The sequence below is a fragment of the Brevibacillus laterosporus genome (genome assembly GCA_007833815.1).
Classification (GTDB): Bacteria; Bacillota; Bacilli; order Brevibacillales; family Brevibacillaceae; genus Brevibacillus_B; species Brevibacillus_B laterosporus_D.
The window spans coordinates 2,686,872-2,710,409 of record CP033464.1 but is presented as its reverse complement, the minus strand read 5'-3'; the positions used below and the strand labels follow the sequence as shown (position 1 = coordinate 2,710,409).

26 protein-coding genes are annotated in these 23,538 nt (G+C 40.8%); 7 read left to right on the top strand and 19 right to left on the bottom strand.

Annotated features, from left to right (window positions below; genetic code table 11):
- Positions 1 to 49 precede the first annotated feature (49 nt).
- Entirely contained in the window at positions 50 to 1,165 is a 1,116-nt protein-coding gene (gene yfkAB / locus EEL30_14260; protein ID QDX93358.1) for a radical SAM/CxCxxxxC motif protein YfkAB, read from the top strand.
- A 305-nt stretch (positions 1,166 to 1,470) separates the two neighbouring features.
- Positions 1,471 to 2,052 (top strand): hypothetical protein, encoded by a 582-nt coding sequence (locus EEL30_14255; GenBank protein QDX93357.1) that lies wholly within the window; start codon positions 1,471 to 1,473, stop codon positions 2,050 to 2,052.
- A 158-nt stretch (positions 2,053 to 2,210) separates the two neighbouring features.
- Here EEL30_14255 and EEL30_14250 read toward each other — a convergent pair whose 3' ends face one another.
- From EEL30_14250 to EEL30_14225, 6 genes are all read right to left on the bottom strand, one after another.
- Complete coding sequence (locus tag EEL30_14250) at positions 2,211 to 2,408, bottom strand: hypothetical protein (GenBank protein ID QDX93356.1); 198 nt, start codon at positions 2,406 to 2,408, stop codon at positions 2,211 to 2,213.
- 114 nt (positions 2,409 to 2,522) lie between these two features.
- Positions 2,523 to 3,323, bottom strand: coding sequence for a carbon-nitrogen family hydrolase (locus EEL30_14245; GenBank protein QDX93355.1), 801 nt, complete (start codon positions 3,321 to 3,323; stop codon positions 2,523 to 2,525).
- Positions 3,324 to 3,438: 115 nt separating this feature from the next.
- Positions 3,439 to 3,711, bottom strand: coding sequence for a LysM peptidoglycan-binding domain-containing protein (locus EEL30_14240; GenBank protein QDX93354.1), 273 nt, complete (start codon positions 3,709 to 3,711; stop codon positions 3,439 to 3,441).
- Positions 3,712 to 4,083: 372 nt separating this feature from the next.
- Complete coding sequence (locus EEL30_14235) at positions 4,084 to 4,980, bottom strand: IS3 family transposase (protein ID QDX93353.1); 897 nt, start codon at positions 4,978 to 4,980, stop codon at positions 4,084 to 4,086.
- Entirely contained in the window at positions 4,974 to 5,657 is a 684-nt protein-coding gene (locus EEL30_14230; GenBank protein QDX93352.1) for a transposase, read from the bottom strand. The genes EEL30_14235 and EEL30_14230 overlap by 7 nt, the downstream gene beginning before the upstream one ends.
- A gap of 145 nt (positions 5,658 to 5,802) precedes the next feature.
- Positions 5,803 to 7,329: a fumarate hydratase gene (locus EEL30_14225; GenBank protein ID QDX93351.1), complete on the bottom strand. Its 1,527-nt coding sequence runs from the start codon at positions 7,327 to 7,329 to the stop codon at positions 5,803 to 5,805.
- Between the two features lie 211 nt (positions 7,330 to 7,540).
- Here EEL30_14225 and EEL30_14220 point away from each other — a divergent pair, with 211 nt between their 5' ends.
- Positions 7,541 to 8,230, top strand: a complete 690-nt coding sequence (locus tag EEL30_14220) for a hypothetical protein (protein ID QDX93350.1) — start codon at positions 7,541 to 7,543, stop codon at positions 8,228 to 8,230.
- A 357-nt stretch (positions 8,231 to 8,587) separates the two neighbouring features.
- Here the strand turns inward: EEL30_14220 and EEL30_14215 are convergent, their stop codons facing one another.
- Both EEL30_14215 and EEL30_14210 read right to left on the bottom strand, forming a co-directional pair.
- Entirely contained in the window at positions 8,588 to 9,304 is a 717-nt protein-coding gene (locus tag EEL30_14215; protein ID QDX93349.1) for an MBL fold metallo-hydrolase, read from the bottom strand.
- Positions 9,305 to 9,799: 495 nt separating this feature from the next.
- A complete protein-coding gene (locus EEL30_14210; protein ID QDX93348.1) occupies positions 9,800 to 10,144 on the bottom strand; it encodes a carboxymuconolactone decarboxylase family protein in 345 nt (114 codons plus the stop codon).
- Positions 10,145 to 10,273: 129 nt separating this feature from the next.
- Here EEL30_14210 and uvsE point away from each other — a divergent pair, with 129 nt between their 5' ends.
- From uvsE to hutH, 3 genes are all read left to right on the top strand, one after another.
- A complete protein-coding gene (gene uvsE / locus EEL30_14205) occupies positions 10,274 to 11,200 on the top strand; it encodes a UV DNA damage repair endonuclease UvsE (protein QDX93347.1) in 927 nt (308 codons plus the stop codon).
- A 288-nt stretch (positions 11,201 to 11,488) separates the two neighbouring features.
- Positions 11,489 to 11,701 (top strand): hypothetical protein, encoded by a 213-nt coding sequence (locus tag EEL30_14200; GenBank protein ID QDX93346.1) that lies wholly within the window; start codon positions 11,489 to 11,491, stop codon positions 11,699 to 11,701.
- 536 nt (positions 11,702 to 12,237) lie between these two features.
- Positions 12,238 to 13,743 (top strand): histidine ammonia-lyase, encoded by a 1,506-nt coding sequence (gene hutH, locus EEL30_14195; protein ID QDX93345.1) that lies wholly within the window; start codon positions 12,238 to 12,240, stop codon positions 13,741 to 13,743.
- A gap of 531 nt (positions 13,744 to 14,274) precedes the next feature.
- On the opposite strand, the gene EEL30_14190 is transcribed toward hutH, so the two are convergent.
- The 8 genes from EEL30_14190 to EEL30_14155 form a co-directional block, all read right to left on the bottom strand.
- Positions 14,275 to 14,478: a hypothetical protein gene (locus EEL30_14190; GenBank protein QDX93344.1), complete on the bottom strand. Its 204-nt coding sequence runs from the start codon at positions 14,476 to 14,478 to the stop codon at positions 14,275 to 14,277.
- Positions 14,456 to 15,673, bottom strand: a complete 1,218-nt coding sequence (locus tag EEL30_14185) for a hypothetical protein (GenBank protein ID QDX93343.1) — start codon at positions 15,671 to 15,673, stop codon at positions 14,456 to 14,458. Before EEL30_14185 ends, EEL30_14190 begins: the two co-directional genes overlap by 23 nt.
- A gap of 222 nt (positions 15,674 to 15,895) precedes the next feature.
- Positions 15,896 to 16,417, bottom strand: a complete 522-nt coding sequence (locus tag EEL30_14180) for an acyl-CoA thioesterase (GenBank protein ID QDX93342.1) — start codon at positions 16,415 to 16,417, stop codon at positions 15,896 to 15,898.
- A 16-nt stretch (positions 16,418 to 16,433) separates the two neighbouring features.
- Positions 16,434 to 17,189: a DUF3109 family protein gene (locus tag EEL30_14175; GenBank protein ID QDX93341.1), complete on the bottom strand. Its 756-nt coding sequence runs from the start codon at positions 17,187 to 17,189 to the stop codon at positions 16,434 to 16,436.
- Positions 17,186 to 17,506, bottom strand: coding sequence for a hypothetical protein (locus EEL30_14170; GenBank protein QDX93340.1), 321 nt, complete (start codon positions 17,504 to 17,506; stop codon positions 17,186 to 17,188). The genes EEL30_14175 and EEL30_14170 overlap by 4 nt, the downstream gene beginning before the upstream one ends.
- 108 nt (positions 17,507 to 17,614) lie before the next feature.
- Positions 17,615 to 18,352, bottom strand: coding sequence for a class I SAM-dependent methyltransferase (locus EEL30_14165; protein ID QDX93339.1), 738 nt, complete (start codon positions 18,350 to 18,352; stop codon positions 17,615 to 17,617).
- A 208-nt stretch (positions 18,353 to 18,560) separates the two neighbouring features.
- On the bottom strand, positions 18,561 to 19,247 hold the full coding sequence (locus EEL30_14160; protein ID QDX93338.1) for a deoxynucleoside kinase: 687 nt from the start codon (positions 19,245 to 19,247) through the stop codon (positions 18,561 to 18,563).
- 10 nt (positions 19,248 to 19,257) lie between these two features.
- Positions 19,258 to 19,896 carry a deoxynucleoside kinase gene (locus EEL30_14155; protein ID QDX93337.1) on the bottom strand — a complete coding sequence of 213 codons (639 nt, stop codon included), beginning with the start codon at positions 19,894 to 19,896 and terminating at the stop codon, positions 19,258 to 19,260.
- Between the two features lie 191 nt (positions 19,897 to 20,087).
- On the opposite strand from EEL30_14155, the gene cysK reads away from it, so the two are divergent.
- Positions 20,088 to 21,014 carry a cysteine synthase A gene (gene cysK, locus EEL30_14150; protein QDX93336.1) on the top strand — a complete coding sequence of 309 codons (927 nt, stop codon included), beginning with the start codon at positions 20,088 to 20,090 and terminating at the stop codon, positions 21,012 to 21,014.
- Between the two features lie 84 nt (positions 21,015 to 21,098).
- On the opposite strand, the gene splB is transcribed toward cysK, so the two are convergent.
- From splB to thiD, 3 genes are all read right to left on the bottom strand, one after another.
- Positions 21,099 to 22,208 (bottom strand): spore photoproduct lyase, encoded by a 1,110-nt coding sequence (gene splB / locus EEL30_14145; GenBank protein ID QDX93335.1) that lies wholly within the window; start codon positions 22,206 to 22,208, stop codon positions 21,099 to 21,101.
- 69 nt (positions 22,209 to 22,277) lie between these two features.
- A complete protein-coding gene (locus EEL30_14140; protein ID QDX93334.1) occupies positions 22,278 to 22,490 on the bottom strand; it encodes a hypothetical protein in 213 nt (70 codons plus the stop codon).
- Positions 22,491 to 22,692: 202 nt separating this feature from the next.
- Positions 22,693 to 23,490, bottom strand: coding sequence for a bifunctional hydroxymethylpyrimidine kinase/phosphomethylpyrimidine kinase (thiD, locus tag EEL30_14135; GenBank protein QDX93333.1), 798 nt, complete (start codon positions 23,488 to 23,490; stop codon positions 22,693 to 22,695).
- Positions 23,491 to 23,538 lie beyond the last annotated feature (48 nt).

The window sequence follows — 23,538 nt, the reverse complement described above, 5'->3', positions numbered from 1 at the left end:
CTACAACTAGTGAGGCAATGTCATGTTTTCTACTAAGGAGGTTTCACCATTGAAACGCTTTGTTCCAACTACACCCATTACACCCCAAAAGGACCCATGGGAGCCTTTATATAATGCTACACCACCTGCCTACAAATTGACGAGTATCGAGTTTACTGTTACAAATCTTTGCAACCTGCGCTGTGAGCATTGTGCTGTTGGTGATACATTGCGGATGAAAGATGATCCGCACTTGCCTATAGAATTAATCCTACAGCGTCTGGATGAAGCCAAGCATTTGTTAACCCTTAGCATTACCGGTGGAGAACCGATGTACAGTCAACGAACAGTAAATAACGTAATTGGACCTATTTTGCAATATGCGACAGATCGCGGCTTGCGTACACAGATTAACTCCAATTTATCCCTGCCATTTTCCCGTTATGAAGCTGTCTTACCTTACATTGACGTAATGCATATGTCGTGGAACTATAGTCAGCCTGAAGACTTTCATGAAGTGGTATACGTCAATAGCCCGCAAAAGGTTTCACTCACCCAAGCGGAAAAGCTCTACCAATTGACAATGGATAATGCAAAAAAATTAGCAGATGCAGGCGTAATCGTCTCTGCCGAAAGCATGCTGAATACTCGAACGTGGCAAAAACTCCCGAAAATTCACCAATTAATTAAAGAAATGGGTTGCGTTCGCCATGAGGTACATCCGATGTATCAAAGCGATTTCGCAAAAAATTTGCCTGTGCTAAGCTTGCCGCAGTTACGTGAATCAATTCACACCCTTTTAGATGCACGAGATGAAGAAATGTGGATGCTGTTCGGTACTCTGCCGTTCTTTGCATGTAGCCAAGACCCAGACGATCAAGAGCTTATTTTACGTCTTCGCCAATCTAAGAATGTTACTGTCCGCAATGACCCTGATGGACGTTGCCGTCTAAATATCAATATATTTACAGGGGATGTAACCGTAACTGACTTTGGGGATGTTGGTATCCTAGGTAATATTCAGACCGACACCCTTGAGAGTATGTTCGCCCGTTGGCAAAATCATTCGCTAAACCAATCCATTAATTGTTTCTGTCCAAATGCCGAATGCGCAGGCCCAAATCTGCTTGTGTATCACAGCTATTACCTAAACACCGATTTCAAAAAACGCATGGCTCTTGTGTAATTCATTTTTTAACTAGCATATGCCAAATCTTAAAAACCATATCTTTTCAAGATCAAACAGGTAAAAAAACCGCCTTGCTACAAACTCCGTCAAGGAACAGAAAGCCAGGCGGTTTTTGGTTACCTATCTCCAATGATGTCACCATTTTTCACTGTACTTCCACTAAGTCTCCCATACCTTTTTAAGCTTTAATCATCATTTTCATGAAACCAGAATGAATTCTGTCACTATAATCAAAAAAATCCGCAACCGATTATCAAAGATATACGTACACCATTAAAGAACGTGAAAGAAGGAGGCAGGCTATGTTTTTGGCAGTATTTTTTACAATCTTTATGGTCTGTATGATCATTGGTCGTTTGTTGTCCGCAATTGGTGGACCTTTTGCTAAAACGACCTGGAAACAGGAGTTAGCTTTTACTGGAGTATTTATGGTGGTCTTATTAATTGTTATCCCATTTGTTCAGTTATACACCCAAAACCTGAATTCCTCATCTCACTCTCAATTAACGGCACAACTTCTACATGGCAAAAATGGAGATTGGGAAGTACGCAGCTTGATGATTGCGACTACGGATACAGAAGAGCAGATTGGACCTGGTGAGCTTTACTATTGGGGAAAATCAACTCCGTCTGATGAGATTACAGATATGAAAATCGAAGTGCTTAGTCCTGATAACCAAGATTTGAGCGTATGGACAGAATCCTTTGTTCACTCTCCTCGCCAATTAGAAACTGGCTACCAAAGCCAGATCGGATCAATGAAAGGATCCATCTCAAGCAATTTGAAAGGGGATGATTTCAAACATGTCAAAGTGAAAGTATCCGTCTTGCGTAAAGGAGAAACCACTCCTGATACCGTAACAATTCCCCTTTCTCCTATATAAAGTACATAGCTACATCCTATTGTGAACAAATAAAGAAAGCGTTGCCCATTGACTCTGGTGAATTATTGGGGAGACACCACTGATTTGACCAAGGATACTTAAATTGGGAAAAGGTTGCCCTTCTGGAGGCAACCTTTTTCAACATTTATTTCCCCACATTAATCCATATCGTGTGGAATGTTCTCTTTTCCTTTTTTTTGCTTGAAAGGGTTGACTGATTTTCCGAGTTCACTCATCCGATCAAATGAGGTAAACACGGTATCGACCGTCTCCACTAACTCTCGGATTTCAACAACTTTTGTGCGAATTCCTGAAAAATGGTGCATCATTCCTTTGCTATTAAAAAGTCCAGCCAATTGTTTTCCACCTCCTTACATTCCTTACTATTAGGCTATGTAAAAAAGGGATAAACGCTGTAGGCAGAAAGAATAAATGCGGCCCATTTTCTCAAGTAAGAAGAGAAGCGCTGCTTACCAGCTATAAATATCAGGACGTCGATCAGTAAATACAGGGATCTTGGAACGAACTTGATCAACAATATCCAAATCGATCTCAGCGGTGAGAATTGTCTCTTCTTCACCAGCTTCGGCAATTACTTCTCCCCATGGATCAATTACCATCGAGTGACCGAAGAAACTGCTCGCAGCATCTGTTCCTACCCGATTGCAGGCAACTACATACATTTGGTTCTCAATGGCTCGGGCAATTAAGAGAGCGCGCCAATGAGCCAGTCGAGGATTTGGCCACTGGGCACATACGAACAAGACCTTTGCACCTTTTAATGCATGCTGACGAATCCATTCTGGAAAACGAATATCATAACAAATAACCCCACCAACCTGCTGATCGTCCATCTCGTACAACCCGGGTTGGTCTCCTGACTGAAGAAACTGATGTTCATTCATTAGTTTAAATAGATGAGCTTTGGAGTAAGTGCCCACCAATTTACCCTGCCTATCAAATAAATAGGAGGTGTTATATACTCCATCTTCCTTACGTTCCGCAATAGAACCACCCCATACATTACTATGTAGTGACTGAGCTATGTCTTTTAAGAAAGCTTGAGCGTTCTCACCTTGTTCATCTGCAATATCATCTAAGCGCTCCAGATCATAGGCAGTATCCCACAATTCGGGCAACAATACCACATCGATTTTTTTGCCTGATTCGCGTAAATTTTCGGTCATTTCCCTAGCCTTTTGCCTGTTTTCTTTCGGATTTCCTAAAGCCACATCCATTTGGATCAGTGCAACTCTCCACTTGTTACTCATTCCTACAATCCTCCCTTAGCCCCGAATATCGTCACCATTATAGTAGTGGAATTTTGGCAAAAAGGAAAGAGGAGCGGATACAGCTCCTCTTTTACATGCATAGCATACTAGTAGATTACGTACGGCGACGTTGTTCCAGATTTCTAACGCGACGGTTTAAATCACTGTATCTTTCGTTTAGTCTAGCCACATCTCTTTCCAATCGATCGATTCTGCCTTCCTCTTCTACTTCGTTAGGTGAAGGGGTAGAAGGAATGTACAGTGGTTGACCTACGTACAGTACATAAGGTGGACGCAAACGATTGGCGCGAATAATCACATCGATGGGAACTCCAAAGCGTTGAGAAATAGTATATAGCGTATCGCCACGTTGAACAATATAATTCACACATATCAGCTCCTCATAGGTTGTTGTCTCTATGCTATTAACCTATGCCCGTTTTGGTTGAGAGGAAATACACAAACACCCATTTTATAAAAGTTAGGCATCGTCCTATGACCTGACAAGTAGCGGCAGGCAAAAGCCTCTTTTACTTCTAATTTGTATCAACAACCCTCATTCTCTCTGCACCTCTCTCAGAACGGGCATCCTCTCTTTTTCTTCTATTCTAGGCCAGCTATGGCCGACCTGCCGTATCATCTCCATAGGTCGATGCACAAAAAGACCTTGCATCCGCTACTGATGAACTGCCCCCCGTCAAGTAGACAATGGAAAAATAAAAGATCAGACACCAACTATTCACTTAGGTTGGTGTCTTTCTTATGATGCTGAACTTTGAAGGTATTGCCTGTATTCCAAAGGTGTCATACAGTTTAGTCTTTTCTGGTATCGATGGTTATTGTAGTAATTTATGTATTCCATAATTGCTACTTCCAGCTCTTTGTATGTATTGAATTTATTGAGATCATACATTTCGGATTTTATCATTCCCCAAAACGATTCCATCGGGCCATTGTCTATGCACCTAGATACCCTCGACATGCTTTGTATCATTCCTGCATCGTCCAGTTTTTTCTTGAATTTTTTGCTCGTATATTGGAACCCTCGGTCACTATGAAAGATAGGTTTAGCATTAGGATATGACTGATGTGCAATATCAAAAGTTCTAAAAACAAGTTCATTGTTGTTGGAATGCCCGATCACAAAAGAAACAATACTTTTATCTGACAAATCCAGGATTGCACTCAAATAAGCCTTGCTTTGAAGGCCATACTTCATTTCCGTCACGTCAGTGAGCCATTTTGTACCGAATCCATCGGATTCGAAATCTCTGTTCAAGACATTTTCCGTCGTAATTTCAGGCGTTGAAGGAATGTAATTCTTTTTCTTTCTGCGGCATACCGATTTTATTTGTAAGATACACATGAGTCTGTATATCCGTTTATGGTTAACAGTAAGATTGTGTTGTCGGTTTAGTTTGATTGTCATCTGACGATATCCAAGGATTCCATCTCTTTCTTCATAGGCATCCTTAATCATGAGAAGCAACTCTTTGTTGAATTTCTCGTTATTACTTTCTTTCCTGTTTAGCCATTTATAATACGAAGAACGTTGAATCCCCATGTTTTCACAGAGTTGACTAATGGGATATAATTTACTGTCATGAAGATCGCGTATGGCAAAATATACAGGTTCATATCGGACTTGGCTTAGAATCGCCCCCTTTGGATTTCGTCCAGCTTTTTTAGTAAGTCAATCTCCATTTGCTTTCTTCTGTTCTCAGCTTGAAGCAGCTTATTATGTGCCCTCAGTTTCTCCACTTCGGACATCTCATCTTCAGATTTTCGCTTTCCACGTTTATCCTGAAGTGCATCTACACCAGATTTAATGTATTTATTTGTCCAAGAATAAACTTGCTGATAGGATACCTGAAATTTCTGTGCGGTTTGGGCATAATTGTGTTGATGTTCTATACAGAATCTTACGATTTCAATTCTTTCCTTGTAAGTAGTTGCTCGTCCTTTTGTCATGATTGGCGTTCCTCCTGAGCCGGAAGCTTTCGGCTTCTCATGACCATTATACTTCAGGATCCAGTTACGCAGTTGGCGGGTTGATTTGATGCCATATCTTTTACATATATCCATGTGAGAACCACGACTAGCCAGATAATCCTCGACAGCTGTTTTCTTTAATTCTGTGGAATAGGAGGAGTTCTTGGATGTATTGAGCAATCCGTTTGGACCTAATGATTGATAAGTTTGAAGCCATTGTTTAATAGATGGAAAGGAAACATCTAGAAGATTTGCTAAATGATTAAGCGAATCTTCCCCACGAAGATATTTTTCAATAGCTGCAATCTTTTCTGACCCAGATATTTTTGCTTTATGGGACATAAAAATGCTCCTCCTTGTAAGGAAACAGTTATATTATTTCAACTGTCTACCACAAGGGGAGCATATCATGATAGCGCTGCAAGGCCTTTTTTCATTTTTTATATTTTACGTAGGCTTGTTCTTCGGTGCTTTCCTACGTTTCTACTTATTTAAAAACGGGCTCTGCAAACATGGCAAGCTTCTCAGCTGAATCCTTATCTACCTCAGCATGTAGGCTGTTTCCATGTGAATCCATAGTGACAATTGCTGCAAAGCCTTTAACACGTAAATGCCACATTGCTTCTGGGATACCAAATTCCATGAAGTCTACACCCTCTACCTGCTCGATACAATCTGCGTAGTATTGCGCAGCTCCACCGATAGCATTTAGATACACGCCTCCATGCTCTTGCAAGGCTTTCAGTGTTTTTGGTCCCATGCCACCTTTCCCCATAACGGCACGAATTCCAAATTTTTTCATGATATCACCTTGATATGGCTCCTCACGAATACTAGTAGTAGGGCCCGCGGCTTTTACATGATAGTTACCTTCATCATCTTTTAACATAACAGGACCACAGTGATAGATAATACCACCATTTAAATCAATCGGGCAATCATGATCGATCAAGTATTTATGCAAAGCATCACGACCGGTGTGCATCATACCGTTAATAATGACGACATCACCCACTTTAAGGCTACGAATCTGTTCTTCGGTTATAGGTGCCTCCAGTACGACTTCACGACGCTCCGTTTTTGCTGCGCTTGAGGACATGTCCATTTCGACATGATTTTCTTCTGTGTATAAATAGCGAATGATTTCTCCTGTTTCTGGGTTAATATGCACACCTTGGCGTCGGAATGCCCAGCAATTATAAGCTACGGAGACGAAAAAGCTGGCTGGCAAGCGGTTTTCCACACCAATTTTACAACCAAGCAAGGTGGTATTGCCCCCAAAACCCATGGTCCCAATGCCCAGTTCATTTGCTGTTTGCATAATGTAATCTTCCAATTCAGCTAGTTCAGGAATTGCATTGGCATCATCTGCGCTACGGAATAATTGATGCTTGGCAAGTGAGTAGCCACTTGTACGGTCTCCGCCAATACCTACGCCAATAAAACCTGCGCTACAGCCTTGACCTTGTGCCTGATAGACAGCATGCAAGACACACTTACGAATACCATCTAGATCGCGTCCTGCTTTTCCTAGATGGGGCAGCTCACAGGGTAACGAGTATTGCACGTTTTTATTTTCACATCCGCCACCTTTGAGAATTAACTTCACTTCAGCATAATCTTCTTCCCATTGTTCAAAATGAAGAACAGGCGTACCAGGTCCAATATTATCGCCGGAGTTGGAACCTGTTAGCGAGTCTACAGAATTGGTCCGTAATTTACCAGTACGCGTTGCTTCTGCAATCGCTTCCAGAATCGCTTTCTTCATGATGAGCTGGTTAACTCCTACCGGTGTTTTAATTTCAAAAGTAGGCATTCCTGTATCCTGACAAATCGGTGAAACATTCTCTTCTGCCATCTTAATGTTTTGAGCAATGGTAGTGAGCGATAAAGCAGCACGTGTGCCAGCGTCCTCTCTTTTTTTCGCAGCGTTAATGGCATGACGAACGTCTGGTGGCAGGTTGGTGGAGGTCTCCACGATCAATTGCAACATGCTATCTTTGAACTTTTCCATGATGGAAGTCGCCTCTCTTTTCAAAAAAGAATAAATAATCTACACAACGATCATAATTATAGCATAGCAAAAAAATAGGTGCGACCCTTCCGATTGTGCGTTTTTTCTCAGCCGACTAGCATACAACCTCGCCCTATACCAGTCATCCTTGCTGTGATATCATGAAGATACTTTTTTGACGGATAAAAAACTGAAGGGGAGTAGGGTTCGCATGCATTATTTTCAAATGACGTTGCCTGCTACACTGACCGGATTGGCAGTAGTTTTGTTCATTGGCTTACTCCGATTGCAGTGGCCTTTTCGCTACCATTACAGGACGCTGTTTTGCAAGCGAAATCCTGGGCGTATGCAAACAATCTTAGAATCTTCCTACCTAAAAAACAAAAAGCGCTCAGTAGCGCTACTCGACAAATCAAGCCAACAATTATTGGAAGGGAAGTACGATGCGGCTGAATCATATATTACGCAAGCAATAATGCTCTGCAAAGAATCACCTACGCTGTTTCATCGTGCTCTCTTACACCATCTCTTTTACAATTTGGCCGTGGCTTGTTATTTTCGCGGACGATACCGAGATGCCCTGCAAATTGCTATACATCTATATAAACGAGATCCACGCATGCAAAACGCCCTAGGCATCATTGTTTGCTGCCAAGCTCGTTTGGGGGACCTTCAAGCTGCTACGCATGCGTTATCTTTATTACAAAGAAGACGAATTCGCCCCACCCTGCTTCATTTTTGTTTAGCAGAAATGAAAGCCGCGGAAGGACATTATACACTTGCAGTGGAACATATTGGAAGAATTACACATTACGCCTATTCTCATACACTTTTTCTTCGTAAAGAAGAACTTGACCTGCGTATAAATGAATGGACAAAAGCCGCTTCTCATGCTGGGTAAAAAGGTGATTTATTCTGTAATCCTTTGTACCTTCTGATGTCTCCCCATATCCCCCATGTTTTTTACAGGTAAATTGCTTGTGGGCTGTATTAAATTTCCATCAGCCCCAGGTTGTTTCCATTACTCCCCTTTCGAAAAGGCTTGTCCCTTTTTAGCCATAAGAAATCCCCTCTGGTCAATTGTGTCTTACCCAATTCTAACAGTCGGGTTTTAAACACAGTCAACCACAAGGGGATAATATTTCATGTACAAGGGTTTTTATCTTCATGTTATAAATAATAATGACCTATTTGTTTGTTTATTGGGCTTCCCTATTGGATGAAGCTTTTTCCTGTCTACGTATTCATTAGTCATTTTCTATGCCAATCGTTGTTCCGTGTATTGAGATAAAATGCCCACGATTTCCTGGAGAAAATCCGGAATATTACCTTGCAGAATCGGACCATGTCCTGTAGCCAATATCTCAATAGGCCATTGCAATAATGATTTGGTTGCTTCTAGAAATCCAACAACTTGATCCACATCTGGACAACGTTGTAACCATGCTCCGAGATAAAAAATAAGTTCTTTCCGACACATATCCTGATAACCGATCACCTGTTCAATTTCCATGCCAAAAAAATGAAGATGATCCCCAATAAAACAAATATTTGTTTCAGAATCAAAAAAAGCTACAGAGCCCTCTGTATAAGTTGGCAGATTCACAAAGGAAAACAGCCCAATCTGTCCCTTCTCTCCCGTAAAGGAATGACCGAATAACGTTTGTGAAAAATCATCCAGTTCAAAAAAATCATGCAGGTGAATCCAATTCTGGCTGGTGGCAAACAACTCCACATTGCCAATATGATCCGGCAAACGATGGGTACATAGCACATCTTCCACTTTATCTGAAGTGGCACCAATATCCACAAGTGCTTGCTGAAAATACGAACGATGCTTTTTAAGATTAGTATCAATTAAATAAAACCGTCCATTTCGTTCCACTACATAATTATTGATGTAACTTTTCCATGAATCTTCATAAGTGATAATCGTCCAAACACCGGGAGCAATTTGGCAGGTGACATTGGTCAAATTCCCATCTCTCCTCTCCGTGAACCTTTTATGTAATATCTATCGTAAATACGATATCCTCCGTTATTTCCATCTTGTATTCCTATTATACAACATTTTTCACTGAAAGATTGCGAAAAAGCATGATTACTCACGTTTTTCTTCCAAATTCCGGTCAACTGTAAAAATGTTGTCAGAAATAAATAAGGGCAAGTTTAATTTATATGAAAAATAGTTTATTAAAAAAATATTGCAAATATTCAGAATAAATCATATACTGAACATGTCTTACAAATACAAGGTCAGAGGAGGTAATTATCTATGAAAATCCAAGCTAAAAAAATGGAAAGGGTTGCTCCAACTGTTTCAACAACTTGCGTTTAATTTGGATCCTAAGTGAAGGTTACATAGTAACTAAGCTACCAGTAAAAAAGATGGTTGAGCCCTTTTGTGGCTATACCATCTTTTTTTACCTTATAGAACGATTTATCATTCCGTTTGTTTATTACGAACTACTTATTGAATTTGAGATTTTTCTTCCAAAACCTCAGTAACCAAAATAACACCATGCGAAAAGGTCGTCCCGCCTCCATAAGCACCTGCGACACCCACCGTCTCTGCAATTTCTTGTTGGCTTGCTCCTTCTGCTAAAGCCGCCTCCATATGATAGACGATACAGTGCTCATTACCGGTATACAGAGAAATTCCCAGCGCCATTAAGTGTTTCTGTTTGCTATCCATTACACCAGGCGCAAAACAAGCACTGGTAAATTGATTGTAGGCCTGTAACACATTTGGCATCATTTGCCCAAAAGATTGTAAGCCTTCACGATACTGTTCCGCTAATAAGTGTTCTGCCAAGTTAACTCCTCCTCTATCATCCAGATCACCCTTATGTTTCCTCCTTCTTCTTGCATTCATGTATCCTTTTTTCGTGAGATCGGGAAATACTATGTACATCGATCCATTTGGAGAAAGGAGTGAACCTGTTTGATCCGTCTTGGATATGCTTGCATCAGTATGGCAACCACGAACAATCCTAATAAAAAAACAACTTTAGGACAACTAGCAAAACTTTCTCCTCCTGATCAGCTGAAAAAATTACGGAAAGTCATGCAAACCAATTTTTTTAACCTATTAGATCTGTTGCAGTACAATGTGGAACATGGAATTTTTTTGTATCGATTGCCTTCCGAATTTGTTCCGTTTGCTACCCATTCAGTAGCTGAGCACTGGAATTGGGCGAAAGAATTTACTTGGGATTTCAATAAAGTGGGGGAATATATTCGAAAAAACGGTATACGAATGACAGCCCATCCAGGTCATTACAGCATTTTAAACACTCCGTCTGGCAAGGTTCTAGAAAGTACAATCAAGGATTTTTATTATCATGCCACTGTCTTTGATTTAATGGGCTTGGATGAAAATTCAGTGTTAGTTACACATGTAGGAGGCGTTTATGAAGATAAAGAAACTTCTCTCGGTCGGTTTGAAGAGAATTTCTTAAAGCTACCAGAGATAATAAAAAAACGCTTGGTAGTAGAAAACGATGACACTTCCTTTACTATGCAAGAAGTGTTGAACTTATGTGAGCGTATCCAGACACCCATGGTCCTCGATTTACATCATCATCGGTGTCTCAATAATGGGGAAGATTTGGTTGAATACTTACCCCGTATCATCAAAACATGGGGAAATCGAATAGTCAAAATGCATTTTTCTACACCTAAATCAGAAAAAGAGTATCGTAGTCATGCTGATGATATCTTGTATGAAGATTTTATGTCCTATCTACCTCTTTTAGAGGATTACAATATTGATATCATGTTGGAATGTAAGAACAAGGATGAAGCTCTTTTAAAATTACGCAGGGAGATGTTAGGAAACGGACAAACACATGAATCCCTATATCTATAAAACTAAAACCAAATGATAAATCTCGGTAATTGTTGGCAACAAGGCCCTCAGTATACTAATACCTATTTATACATTCGAAACGCACAAAAATAAGCCCACAATCACAGGGATAGTGGGTTTTACTTTTATGGAATTTGTTTCGCTTCTCAGACAACTATTTTCTCCAACGTCCACATTTTCCGCTACATTTTCCATCACATTTTCCATCACAATTACCGCCGCACTTACATCCATCCTCTCTGTAAGGCTTCATATAATGGGAAGAACTAAGGGATGAAGAGCAGCTAGATGAAGAGTATGAATGGGAATGGGAATGCGAGCTACATGAATCACTTGTCTGACGGTAATTGTAAGCATAGCATTTTTGATAGTAGTGGTTCATTTTTTCTTTGTGATGCCTATACATCTGATAATATTTATGATAACGCTTCGGAGATTTTTTATATCTCAAGCATTTATCCTCATAACCCATCATTTTTTCATAGTGGAAATGGTACTTGAAAATATATATCTCTATTTTGGGTTGCTCTGTAGGCGGAGTTGGTTTTCGTTCTGGCATTGGTGGCATTGGCGGCATTGGTGGTGGCATTGGTATTCTGTGATATTCCTTTTTATGATATTCTTTTTTGTGATATTCTTTTTTAGGTACTGGTTTCACTGGCCTCCTGCCTCTAGGTGGCCTCTGTTCTCTTGCAGGTATATATCTGCTACTTTCCATTTGATTGACCCCGTCCTTTCATGGATATATGACTTACATGACATATAGCATGCTATGATAAATAACCAGTATGTGCACCCCTGACCATTGCCCATTTTGGGTGAAAACCCGCACCCAAAACTTATTTTTATAAATAAACTCATTGACACTCTAACTATCCTTTTGCCATAATAGCGGTAATAAGAAAAGCGAGGTATAGCGAATGAGGGTAACATGCCTAAGTGACATGTCAACTATATATCAGGGTAACAAGGGGTTAGGAATTCGTTCCTAGCCCCTTTTATTTTCGCTCTCTGCTCTGCTAAAGGAGGAAATTGTAATGTCCATTCAACACGCACTAGCATTAGATGGTACTTCCCTTTCTATTGAACAGGTTGTCATGGTAGCACGTAACCATCATGTCATTTCTCTCTCATCTGAAGCTGTTTCCAAAGTACAGCACTCCCGTGAAATGGTCGAGGAAATGGTACGCGAAGAAAAAGTGGTGTATGGAATAACCACAGGTTTTGGTAAATTTTCAGATGTGATGATCTCTCAGGAGGATGTCAGCCATCTACAAGAAAATTTAATTATGAGCCATGCTTGCGGAATGGGTGAACCCTATCCTACAGAAGTGGTTCGTGGCATGATGACTCTGAGAATTAATGCTCTGTCTCAAGGTTTTTCAGGTATTCGTCTGGAAACGCTACAATTGTTAATCGAGATGTGTAATCGTGGAGTTCACCCGATTATTCCCCAGCAGGGTTCCCTAGGGGCAAGCGGTGATTTGGCTCCACTGGCTCACATGGTATTGGTTATGTTGGGTAAAGGGGAAGCAGAATATCAAGGACAGCGAATGCCAGGAAAAGAAGCTTTGCAAAAAGCTAACCTGACCCCTGTTCGCTTGGGAGCAAAGGAAGGTTTGGCCTTAATTAACGGCACACAAGCAATGACATCCCTCTTGTGCCTTGCTCTTTACGATGCTCGTTCCCTTATGGAAAACGCTGAGGTAATAGCCTCCTTAACAGTTGAAGCCCTTCATGGTATTCCCAAAGCCTACGATGCAAGGTTGCATGCTGTTCGACCTCATCCGGGTCAGCAGGAGTCTGCTCGTCGGATGTTGCAGCATTTAGCAAATAGCGAACGTACTACCGAACAGGGCGAGATTCGTGTTCAGGATGCATACAGCCTGCGTTGTATCCCACAAGTGCATGGAGCAACTCGTGATACGTTGGAATATGTTTGGCAAACTGTATCTCGTGAATGCAACAGCGTAACTGACAATCCGATTCTGTTTTCTGAAAATGGAGATGTCATTTCAGGCGGTAATTTCCATGGTCAACCGATGGCGTTGGTTGCAGATTTTTTAGCTATCGCTATGTCAGAGTTAGCCAATATTTCCGAACGACGTACAGAGCGACTCGTTAACCCACAATTAAGTGATCTACCCGCTTTCTTGACACCGAATGGCGGATTGCATTCTGGATTTATGATCGCCCAATACGTAGCTGCTTCTATCGTGTCGGAAAATAAGATACTGTGCCATCCTGCTTCTGTTGACTCCATCCCGTCCTCTGCGAATCAGGAGGATCATGTAAGTATGGGAACGACCTCAGCTCGTAAGCTGCGTACCGTTTTAGCCAATGTCCGGAAAGTACTAGCTATCGAGTATATATGTGCTGGTCAAGCAATTGAATTCTCCACAGGAAAACTCGGAGAAGGAACCTCAAAAGCCTACCAGCATCTGCGTTCCGCGATACCAAAACTCGTGGAGGATAGAGAGTTGCATGTAGATTTGGCTTTGGCAGAGCAACTCCTGATGGAAGACATTTTGTCAATAAACTAGAATCAAATAACACTAGGCACGGAAGGCATTGAAAAGCCCGACGTGCCTATTTCGCTTTCGTTATTGGAAAATTACGAAATTTACTCAGTCGTTCAAACACAATCAAATCACTGTATTTTGTGTCTAGACATCATCTAAAAGCTAATGGAAGATACAATAAGGTACTACAATAATCTCCTCACCATATCGTACTTTTATTAGTGTATCAACTAGAAAAAGAGTAGAAAAATACTTCTACTCTTTTCCCTACTATCTTTCACGTATACGATAAGCGTTCATTTTGTATTTTATTTCATCATAAAGCGAATGCGCTCTTTATACTGATTCCAGTGAGTAAGGATTTGATTTGCTTTGTCTCTGCGTTTTTTTATGATTTGTTTCATAGATTCGTTCGGTATCTTTTTGGGATAGCATCTCAGTACATATACATTTTGCTTAGAACCAGCATTCATCCGTCCTCCTCCTTTTTTATCAGTATATGGAGAAAAAACAAAATGTAAACTTCACAAGGGTAAAATAAAAAAGCCCTATTTATAAGGACTTTTTATCTACATGCTTTGACCCGCTTAGTGTCGAAGCAATTTTTATATTATTTTCTTCTACAACACGGGAAGCCATAAGATTAAAGCCCTGAATAATATCTCGTGCAGCCTTCTGCCTTTTTTTGTTTATTTCATTTTGTGTTAAGGATACGATTCTTTTCAGTTCTGTATCATCTTGATAAGAGGTTGTCATCCGAGCTCTCCTCCTTCTTAGGAAATCCAGTACTCTGCAGTAAAAGACATAGAACATGAATCAATCTAAACAGTATTTTATTATCAATTATATCACGAATTGTCAAGTCTACCGCTTTTTTGTTGCGGTCTCGATGAAAATGAAGATTATAAACCCACATCTCCTGATTACCCATTTTCATTAGATAAGAAGCAATATAATAGTTTTTCCGAGGTTCATTAAAAAGCGGATCAATAGATTTTGTTTTCACAACCTGAACAGCAGCCCAAGTAGAGTGTTCCTTAGAATCCATACTGATTAGGCCTGCACTATGACCACTTGTTCCTTCATCAGCAATTTTCTTTAAATATGCTCCTTCTACCTTATAAATCGTAAAATCTGCAATTAATTTTAAGTCAGATACTGAAAAACGGCCATTCCGATATCGGTATAGAATAGTGATAAGCCGGTCAAGCAAATCTGCCATGTATTCAGAGGATAAGTTTGACTTACTTAGTTCCTCATACAACTGATTTAGAGACTGGTCCGCTTTGCTAATGATTGAGTTTATTACCTCTTGTTGCCGTAATAACTCTGCTTCTAATTCTTTCGTTTGTTGTAAAAGATAGGATTCTTTTTCCTCATATCGGGCTTGGTGAGTACTAGTAAAGCTATCATATTCTTTTTTTAGTCTTTCAAACGTTTTATTTAACTCCTCTTCTCCATTTAAGGAGCTGTTTACAACGTAGGTTAAACCTTCAAAGGAGAAATCAGTAAACAAAAAACTACCTGTAAACAGATCATACTCTTTTCTTTTTAAGAAACGATACGCCCCCACATGAAAATGAATGCTATCTAATTGAGCCATCATCCATAAATTTCTTACGATTGCAATGACTAGAATCGATCCTGATATTCCAAAGCCTATTATAGAAGATACGCCTAAATAGGGAATCACAATAGGAACTCCAATAATACCAACACTTGGTAACAGAGATGTGAGTGATTTGACTATCTCTTGTGTATCCAAACTTTTCACTGAACCAATAATCCTTTTAAAATCTGGAAAAAGCTTTAGTAAAAGTGGCATAACCCATCCTTGATTCTGAGTATCTTCATAACTTTTACGGAACTTTTTCATAACCGGATCAAAATTCTCTGACAGTCTTAAAAGTGAATTATGGTAATTGGTCCCTACCGTTTGTTTGATACCCATCTTTCCCAGCCTACATTGGCTGGATTCACCTCCTATGGGTGGAATATTTTTTAGACAATGTCCCATAGGTGTTGTTTTCTATACGCTAGCTATTTACTTATTCTGCTTTTATTTGCTTTTCCCTAGTGCCATCCTTTATTTTATTTTTTCTTTTTTCTACCCCCATCAAAAAAGCCCAATCCTGAGCAATAAACGCTCCAAGGATTAGGCTCCCTCTTCTTGCTATATATCTTTCGTAATATCTAATGAATCATAAAACTGTTGGGTCGCATTACGACGTTCCCTACGCATTTTGATGCGCTGTGGTGCTGTTTGGTACAGATATACTTCTTCTTCCGTCTCCGGAATAATTGGTGGTACAGGCGTCGGTTTGCCATGTTCATCTAAAGCAACAAATGTGACAAACGAAGTAGCTGTCAATTGACGCTCTCCTGTTTGCAAATTCTCACTGATGATTTTGACAAAAACTTCAACGGATGTACGACCCGTAGAGGTAACGAACGCATCAACGCACACGGAGAAGCCCAGCTTTGCAGGTACGATAAAGTCTACCGAATCAATCGAAGCTGTCACAACCGGCCTGCGAGAATGGCGCATGGCTGCAATGGCGCTCACTTCGTCTACATAAGACATGATAGTCCCGCCAAAAATTGTTCCATGATGATTGGTATCTGAAGGTAAAATAAGCGATGCTTTCACCGTGCGTGATTCTTTGACCGTCTTTCCTTTTAACTCCATGTCCATAGCAGTTTCTCCCTCTCTAGCTGTACTGATGTATGGCTTCTATAACCGCCTGATACGTTTCCTCACCAAAAGAGCGTTCGATAAGCTCTTGGCCCCAGATATAAGCAGGCTGATATCCATCTAAAGAAAACAGCTGTTCGTCAATATGTGTTGCTTGTTTGCGTTTTGCCTGGTTAGCACAGTAGAATGTCTCCAAATATTCATGCCCCCAGCGTGAAAAAGAAGCTGTCTCCTCTGTCAAAGCGGTTATTAGGATGTGCTCTTCATCCATCATCACTAAATCAATGGGATATAATTGGCAACTAAACGGTTTTATGGAATATACATCCTTTTGCTCACGCACACCATGGGCATGAAGCAAGCAACAACGCTTCCCATCTACTTCACCATAGAATAGACAGGAGCCTTTTTCCATACGCACAACTCCAGGTTCAGCTGGTTCAAAGCAGCCATGCTCCATGACTCGTTGTTGTGATCGACCGTTCAGATAGGCGACAGCAACAGAACGACTCTCGGCTTCAATAAGTGGGAGCTGCCAGTCTTGCACTGCATACGGTTGTCCGTTCTCACAACATGTTTCACGATGAACGATATGACAATTGAAGCAATCTAAATGACAAGGCCTTTGCAGGGCATCTACATCAATGTAGATATGCCCTCTCTGCACAAGGCGGTGCTTCTTCTGTTTTACATATTTATGAAAATGGTACGATTCTTTTTGCGTCATCTGCTCATTCGTACCGTAATATCCGTAGGTTACATCGTTTCTCATTTTGCTAGAACAAGCTCCGCCTCTGTACCAAAAATCCGTACTAGATGCTCTTCTATAACTCCGAGGTCTTGCTCATTTGCAGGGATTTCCATCAAAATTTCTACTTCACCCTCATCCTCCTGGAAACGAAGCGTTAGATCTTTTTCCTCAAACTCATTATCTTCCAGCTTCACCTCAAGCAAAGTTCCACGAAAAGTTGTTACTTCTTCGTCTTCCTGCTCATCGCCTTCCCAATCGGTGTAGGTTATTTCTACTGGCTGGTTTACATATGTTTTTTCTAGAATTTCCAATAGTGCAGCATGGTTTTGAATCTCCATAGTTACCTCCTTTTAATTTGAAAGAGCAGCACGTTACCTGTTAGCTTACCCGCTCCTGTACTCTTTTGAAAAGCTTTTTTTATTTGAAAACGTTTCCTATTTTCGACTTCACTTTTTTGTAGCGTGAAAAATCATGCGTGGTGAGCTAGCTTTATCGTAAGGCTGGAAAGCGTAATCTCCAAACACTTGAATATGGATAAATCCAGCACTCTCCAGCATCTCCATCATCTGCTCCAGTTCAAATAATCGAACCTGCTCCTGATAGATACGTGGTTCACTCGCTTCTACATCGTGGATGATAATCTCTTTTTTCACAAAACCAGCTTCAAGACGACGGCGTTCTTCAATTAATAACCCGTTCGCTTCTCGCTCAGATTTCGGAACTAGATGTTCTTTTACATAACTCGGGTTTAAGTAATCAATGACGACTTCTCCACCCGAACGTAATGCCTTTGCCATATTGTTAACAACCTGGGCACTCTCTTGATCATCACCAAAATACCCAAAGCTCGTGAATAGATTAACAACAATGTCAAACTCCGCCTTAAACGGAATATCTCTCATATCATACTGATAGTATGTTACCTGCTGTGGGTCATTAAGTAGTTCCGCCTGCTCTAACAGCACAGAAGATAGATCGATTCCTACTACCTCATAGCCACGCTTGGCAAGAGCGCGTGAATGACGACCGCTTCCACAGCATAAGTCTAGAACTCTTCCCTCACGTTTAATAGGTAAACGTTCCAATAGATTATGTATTTCTTGATCCGCAGAAGCCTCATCTCGATGCTGATAAACCAGCAAATAGTCTTCTCGGAAACTTTTTTCAAACCAAGCGTCTCCCATGGTCTCTACTCCTTTGATTCTCAATTCGTCTGTTTCACCTGCAACCACTCCGGTTATTATATCATACCCCGTTATGCTCATTTTACATTTGCTCTGTTTCAGAACACTTGGCTTTGCTTAACCCCTGATGCAGACAAGCTTCTTCATTCCCATCCGTGTAGCAAAACGACGGCTTTGCTTGTTCTTTCAGCAAAGCCGTCGGTCACAACTAGCGTCGATAGTGACGAGCCGTATTAATTTTATCAGACAAACGTGCCAGCACAACCTCTACAGAACTGATATCATCCATGACATCGTATTCATTGATATTAACACGCAAGACCGGACAAGATGTAAAATTGTTAATCCAATCATCATAACGAGCATACAAATCCTCCCAATAGCTGAGTGGTGTTTGTTGTTCCATTGGACGACCGCGTTCTTGAATACGATGAATGATATCTTCGTAGCTACCCTCCAGCGAAATCAGCACATCTGGATGTGGAAAGTAAGGTGTCATCACCATTGCTTCGAACAGCTGTGTATAGGTCTGGTAATCCTCATCTGCCATATTCCCCTGATCATGTAACATCTTGGCAAAGATACCTGTATCTTCGTAAATAGAACGGTCTTGTACAAATCCACCGCCATAGTCAAAAATACGTTTTTGTTCCTTAAAGCGTTCTGCCAAGAAAAAGATTTGTAAATGAAAACTCCAATGCGACAAATCATCATAGAAACGATCTAAATAAGGATTATTGTCTACTTTCTCATAGGAAACACGGAATCCAAGCAGGTCAGCCAGTGCTTTGGTAAACGTTGATTTACCCACACCCACCATTCCTGCAATCGTAATGACTGCATCACTTGGTATTTGATATTTTTCACGCATTTGATTTATTTGGAAAACCGACATGATTAACTCCTTATCGCTGTTTAGTAAGATTGATGGGAACAAACTGTGCGATGCGCTTTATTACATAGTCAAGATCCTCTGGTTGATGCACATAATCAAGCTGATCACATTCAATCGTCAACACAGGGATTTCTGGGTGTCTTAACTGAAATTGGTGCATAAATTCCTCATAATCAGAGATCAAATGCTCCATATAAGATCGTTCAATCATATGTTCCATCTCGCGACCGCGTATTGCAATTCGTTGCATCGCCGTTTCCACAGAAGCTTTTAAATAAATGACCAAATTCGCTTGAGGAATATCATTGGTCAAGATGTTATAGATTTGCTGGTATTTCGGTAAGTTGTCTTCACTTAATGTCCGTTTAGCAAATATAGTATTTTTAAAAATATTGTAATCAGCCACAACGGAATGTCCAAGTTGTAGCCGTCTTGTTATATCTTGTAATTGTTTATATCGATTGCAGAGAAAGAACATCTCTGTCTGGAAGCTCCATTCTGAAATATTTTCATAAAACTTGTCCAAGAATGGATTCTCATACACAATCTCTTCCAAAAGCTCCAAGCCCCAATGCTGGCTGATTGCCTTTGACAAAGAGGTTTTGCCTACCCCAATAGGACCTTCCACCGTAATAAAAATGGATTTCATGCGTATCTGTACCCCTCCCAATAAAACCAAAACGAATTTCATTTTACCATGCAGAACAATCATTGTCGAAAGGAAAAAACATATCATCTAGACAGAAATATTTATACACATAATTCCGATATGTTATTATGTATTTAAAATAATTGTGAGGTAACTAATCATCAAGAAAAGATTACAAGGAGGAACATTACATGCGCGTTGCTCAAACCATGGCCGAATTAATCGGTCAGACTCCGGTTGTCCAGCTACAACGACTGATAAAGAGAGACATGGCTCATGTTTTTGTAAAATTAGAAAAATACAACCCGAGTGGTAGCGTCAAAGATCGAGCTGCTTACCATATGATTGTACAAGCAGAAAAGGTAGGTAACCTCCTTGCTGGTTCTACCGTCATTGAACCAACCAGCGGCAATACTGGCATTGGTTTAGCAATGGCTTGTGCTGCTAAAGGATACCCTTGCGTAATTGTTATGCCAGATACCATGACTCGTGAACGCATTCAACTGTTACAAGCTTACGGAGCACAAGTCATCCTCACCCCTGGCGACGAAAAAATGCCCGGAGCAATCCGTAAAGCCCAAGAGTTAGCAAATCTCATTCCTAATAGCTTTATCCCGATGCAGTTTGAGAATACGGCTAATCCCGATATTCATCGTCATACCACCGCTCTAGAGATCATTCAACAGATGGGAGACTCGCTCGATGGATTTGTAGCAACGGCGGGCACAGGTGGTACGATTACTGGATGTGGCGAAGTTTTGCGCAATCATTACCCATCTCTGCACATTTCTGTGGTAGAACCTGCTGGCTCCCCTGTATTGGCAGGTGGTAATCCAGGACCCCATCAGATTGTAGGAACAAGTCCAGGTTTTATTCCAACAATTCTCAATCAACAAATTTACGATGAAATTATTCATATCACAGATGAACAAGCGATTGAAACCACGCGTAATCTCGCTCGACAAGAGGCCATTTTAGTCGGACCTTCATCAGGTGCAGCAGTCTATGCAGCCTTGCAGGTAGCCAAACAGTTAGGGCCTGACAAAAAAGTGCTTGCCATTTGTGCAGACAGTGGGGAACGTTACCTATCTAGCAATTTATTTTCATTTCTCTCATAAATGTAGCAAAGTGATTGTACATGCAAAAAGATCATGCAAGGGTATAATGCCTGCACGATCTTTTTTCTATCAACTCATAACGGCTTACGTAAAATATTCGATCTTAGCATCAGGAAATAGGCGTGCAATCTCTTTTTGCATGTGTGTCTTTAATGCATTAGCTTGAATATCAGGATAGATATACTTGCCCCTCCCATACTTTCCCCATTTGTATTTACGCTCTTCCCCATTCATGATTAGCTTTGTTTTCGGGTATCGCTTTAGAATTAGTCCCTTGGCGATTTTGGTAAAACGATGCTGTATCAATTCGAAGGTGATATCCTTCTTAGCTTCATCATCTAGTCGTGAGCTAAGACGCTCTAACAGATCTGTATAACCTGCTTCCCAGCCTTCAAACCAGTACAGTGGCGCAATAATAAAGCCAAGCGGATATCCTGACTTAGCTACCTTTCCCGCTGCCTCAATTCGCTGTTCAAATGAGGATGTTCCCGGTTCAAAATTACGAATTACATAATCTGCATTCATGCTAAAGCGAAAACGGGTGTGCTTATTATGCTTAGCATCCAGTAAAGAGTCAACTTGATGGAACTTGGTTACAAAACGTAATCGTCCTAAAGGCTGCTGGCCCATGAACTCAATAGCCTTTTTCAGATTCCCTGTTATATGTTCAATATTAATTGGGTCTGACGTGCAAGCGGCTTCAAATCGAGTTATTTCAGGTATGCGCTCCTGAATGTATTTGTCTGCCTTTGCTAAAATTTCGTCTGTATTTACATAGACACGAACATATGGTTTTGTGCCTACATTTGTATTTAGATAGCAATAATGACAGTGAGCAGCACACCCAGTCGCGAGGGGAAGCGCATATTCAGCAGACGGCTTCGACTGTTCGAATTTAAGCGTTTTTTTGACGCCAACTACTAAGGTACGCTTGGCATTACGGTACTGTTGCAGGTCCGTTTCACCCGGAATCCCACGTACCTGATTATGGCTTGTCGTCATTTTAATGGGAATATCTGATTTCTGGTATTTCTCGTATAGCTGCTTACCTAGTGGGTAAGTAAGAGCATCTGGTTCAAAATAAACCAGATCAGGTTCAAAATATCGAGTCGGACCAGTTGTCCCATTCGCTCCTGTCGGATTTCCAAAAACCTGTTTTGCAGTTGATGGTCTTTCCAACACCTGAGTAGCCATGTTATCAATCCCCCCGCTACTTATCATTTCCGGTTTAGACACAAGGGTAGCGAGGGGAATACTGGTTGCTTACAATTGCATTTCCTTCTTCATGGTATGAAGCACTTGCAGAGCCCTGTCTTTTTCTGCAATGGGAACCTGAAGATTGTAAACGTAGGTTGCTCCGCTCTTTTTTGACGTAATTCTACTTCGAATATGAGCTAACCTTAACCTTTGTCGATAATCCTCCGCTGCTCTCGGCAACCCATATGACTGGTGAATACTTACCCATTTAACCCACATGAAGCATCATCCTCCCTATTTACGAAAACGCTTACAAATATAGTTAATGTGAAAAGGAAAAGTGTGAAAAAACAGAATGGCTATTCTAATATCATATGCGTTCAATCTAACTAAGCACACCTCTCTCACATAGATTGATTGATTGATTTATTTTGTAAAATCGTCATGAATATGCAAGAAAGGTGTTCCATATTGAGGTGACTTAGAAAGGGAGTTGGACCCAATGATTAGTTGGACCATGGCCAGAGCCGAGATTTGGTGCAGTCTTAATAGCTGTTACGATAAACTGCTGTGCGGTGTGAAAAGCAGTAACAACATCAATACCTTTAGCTAATTCAGCTGTAAGACAAGCCGAGAATGTACAGCCTGTTCCATGCGTATGTCGAGTGATAATTCGCTCATGTTCAATTTCATAAAAATGCTGACCGTCAAATAATACATCGGTCAGTCGTTCATCAATCATATGTCCACCTTTCATTACTACATGGGCTACTCCATATTCATAGAGGTATTTTGCTGCTTCTTTCATATCGATTAAGGTTTGGATCCTTTTTCCTAATAATACCTCAGCTTCCGGCAAATTCGGAGTTATAACGTAGGCTTTGGGAAGAAGATGAGTCAAAAGCGCTTGCACCGCTTCATCGTGGAGTAATTTTGCTCCGCCTTTGGCTACCATTACAGGATCAATTACGAGCTTGATTGTGCGATGCGCGCGGATTTGTTCACCTACTGCTTGTATAATTGAAGCATTAGCTAGCATGCCTGTCTTAATAGCATCAGCAGGCAAGTCATCCAACACTATCCTGATTTGATCTGCGACGAACTCTGGTGTCATCACTTGAACACCGTGAACTCCCCGTGTATTTTGCGCGGTGATCGCGGTAAGGGCACTGGTGCCATACACTCCTCTTTGATGAAAGGTTTTAAGGTCAGCCTGTATCCCTGCCCCTCCCCCACTATCTGAACCTGCAATTGTCATGGCTATATATGGTTTCTTCACCTAGACTCCCCCGCTCTGTGTACCAATCTTCTGTCTATTCTTTCTTCA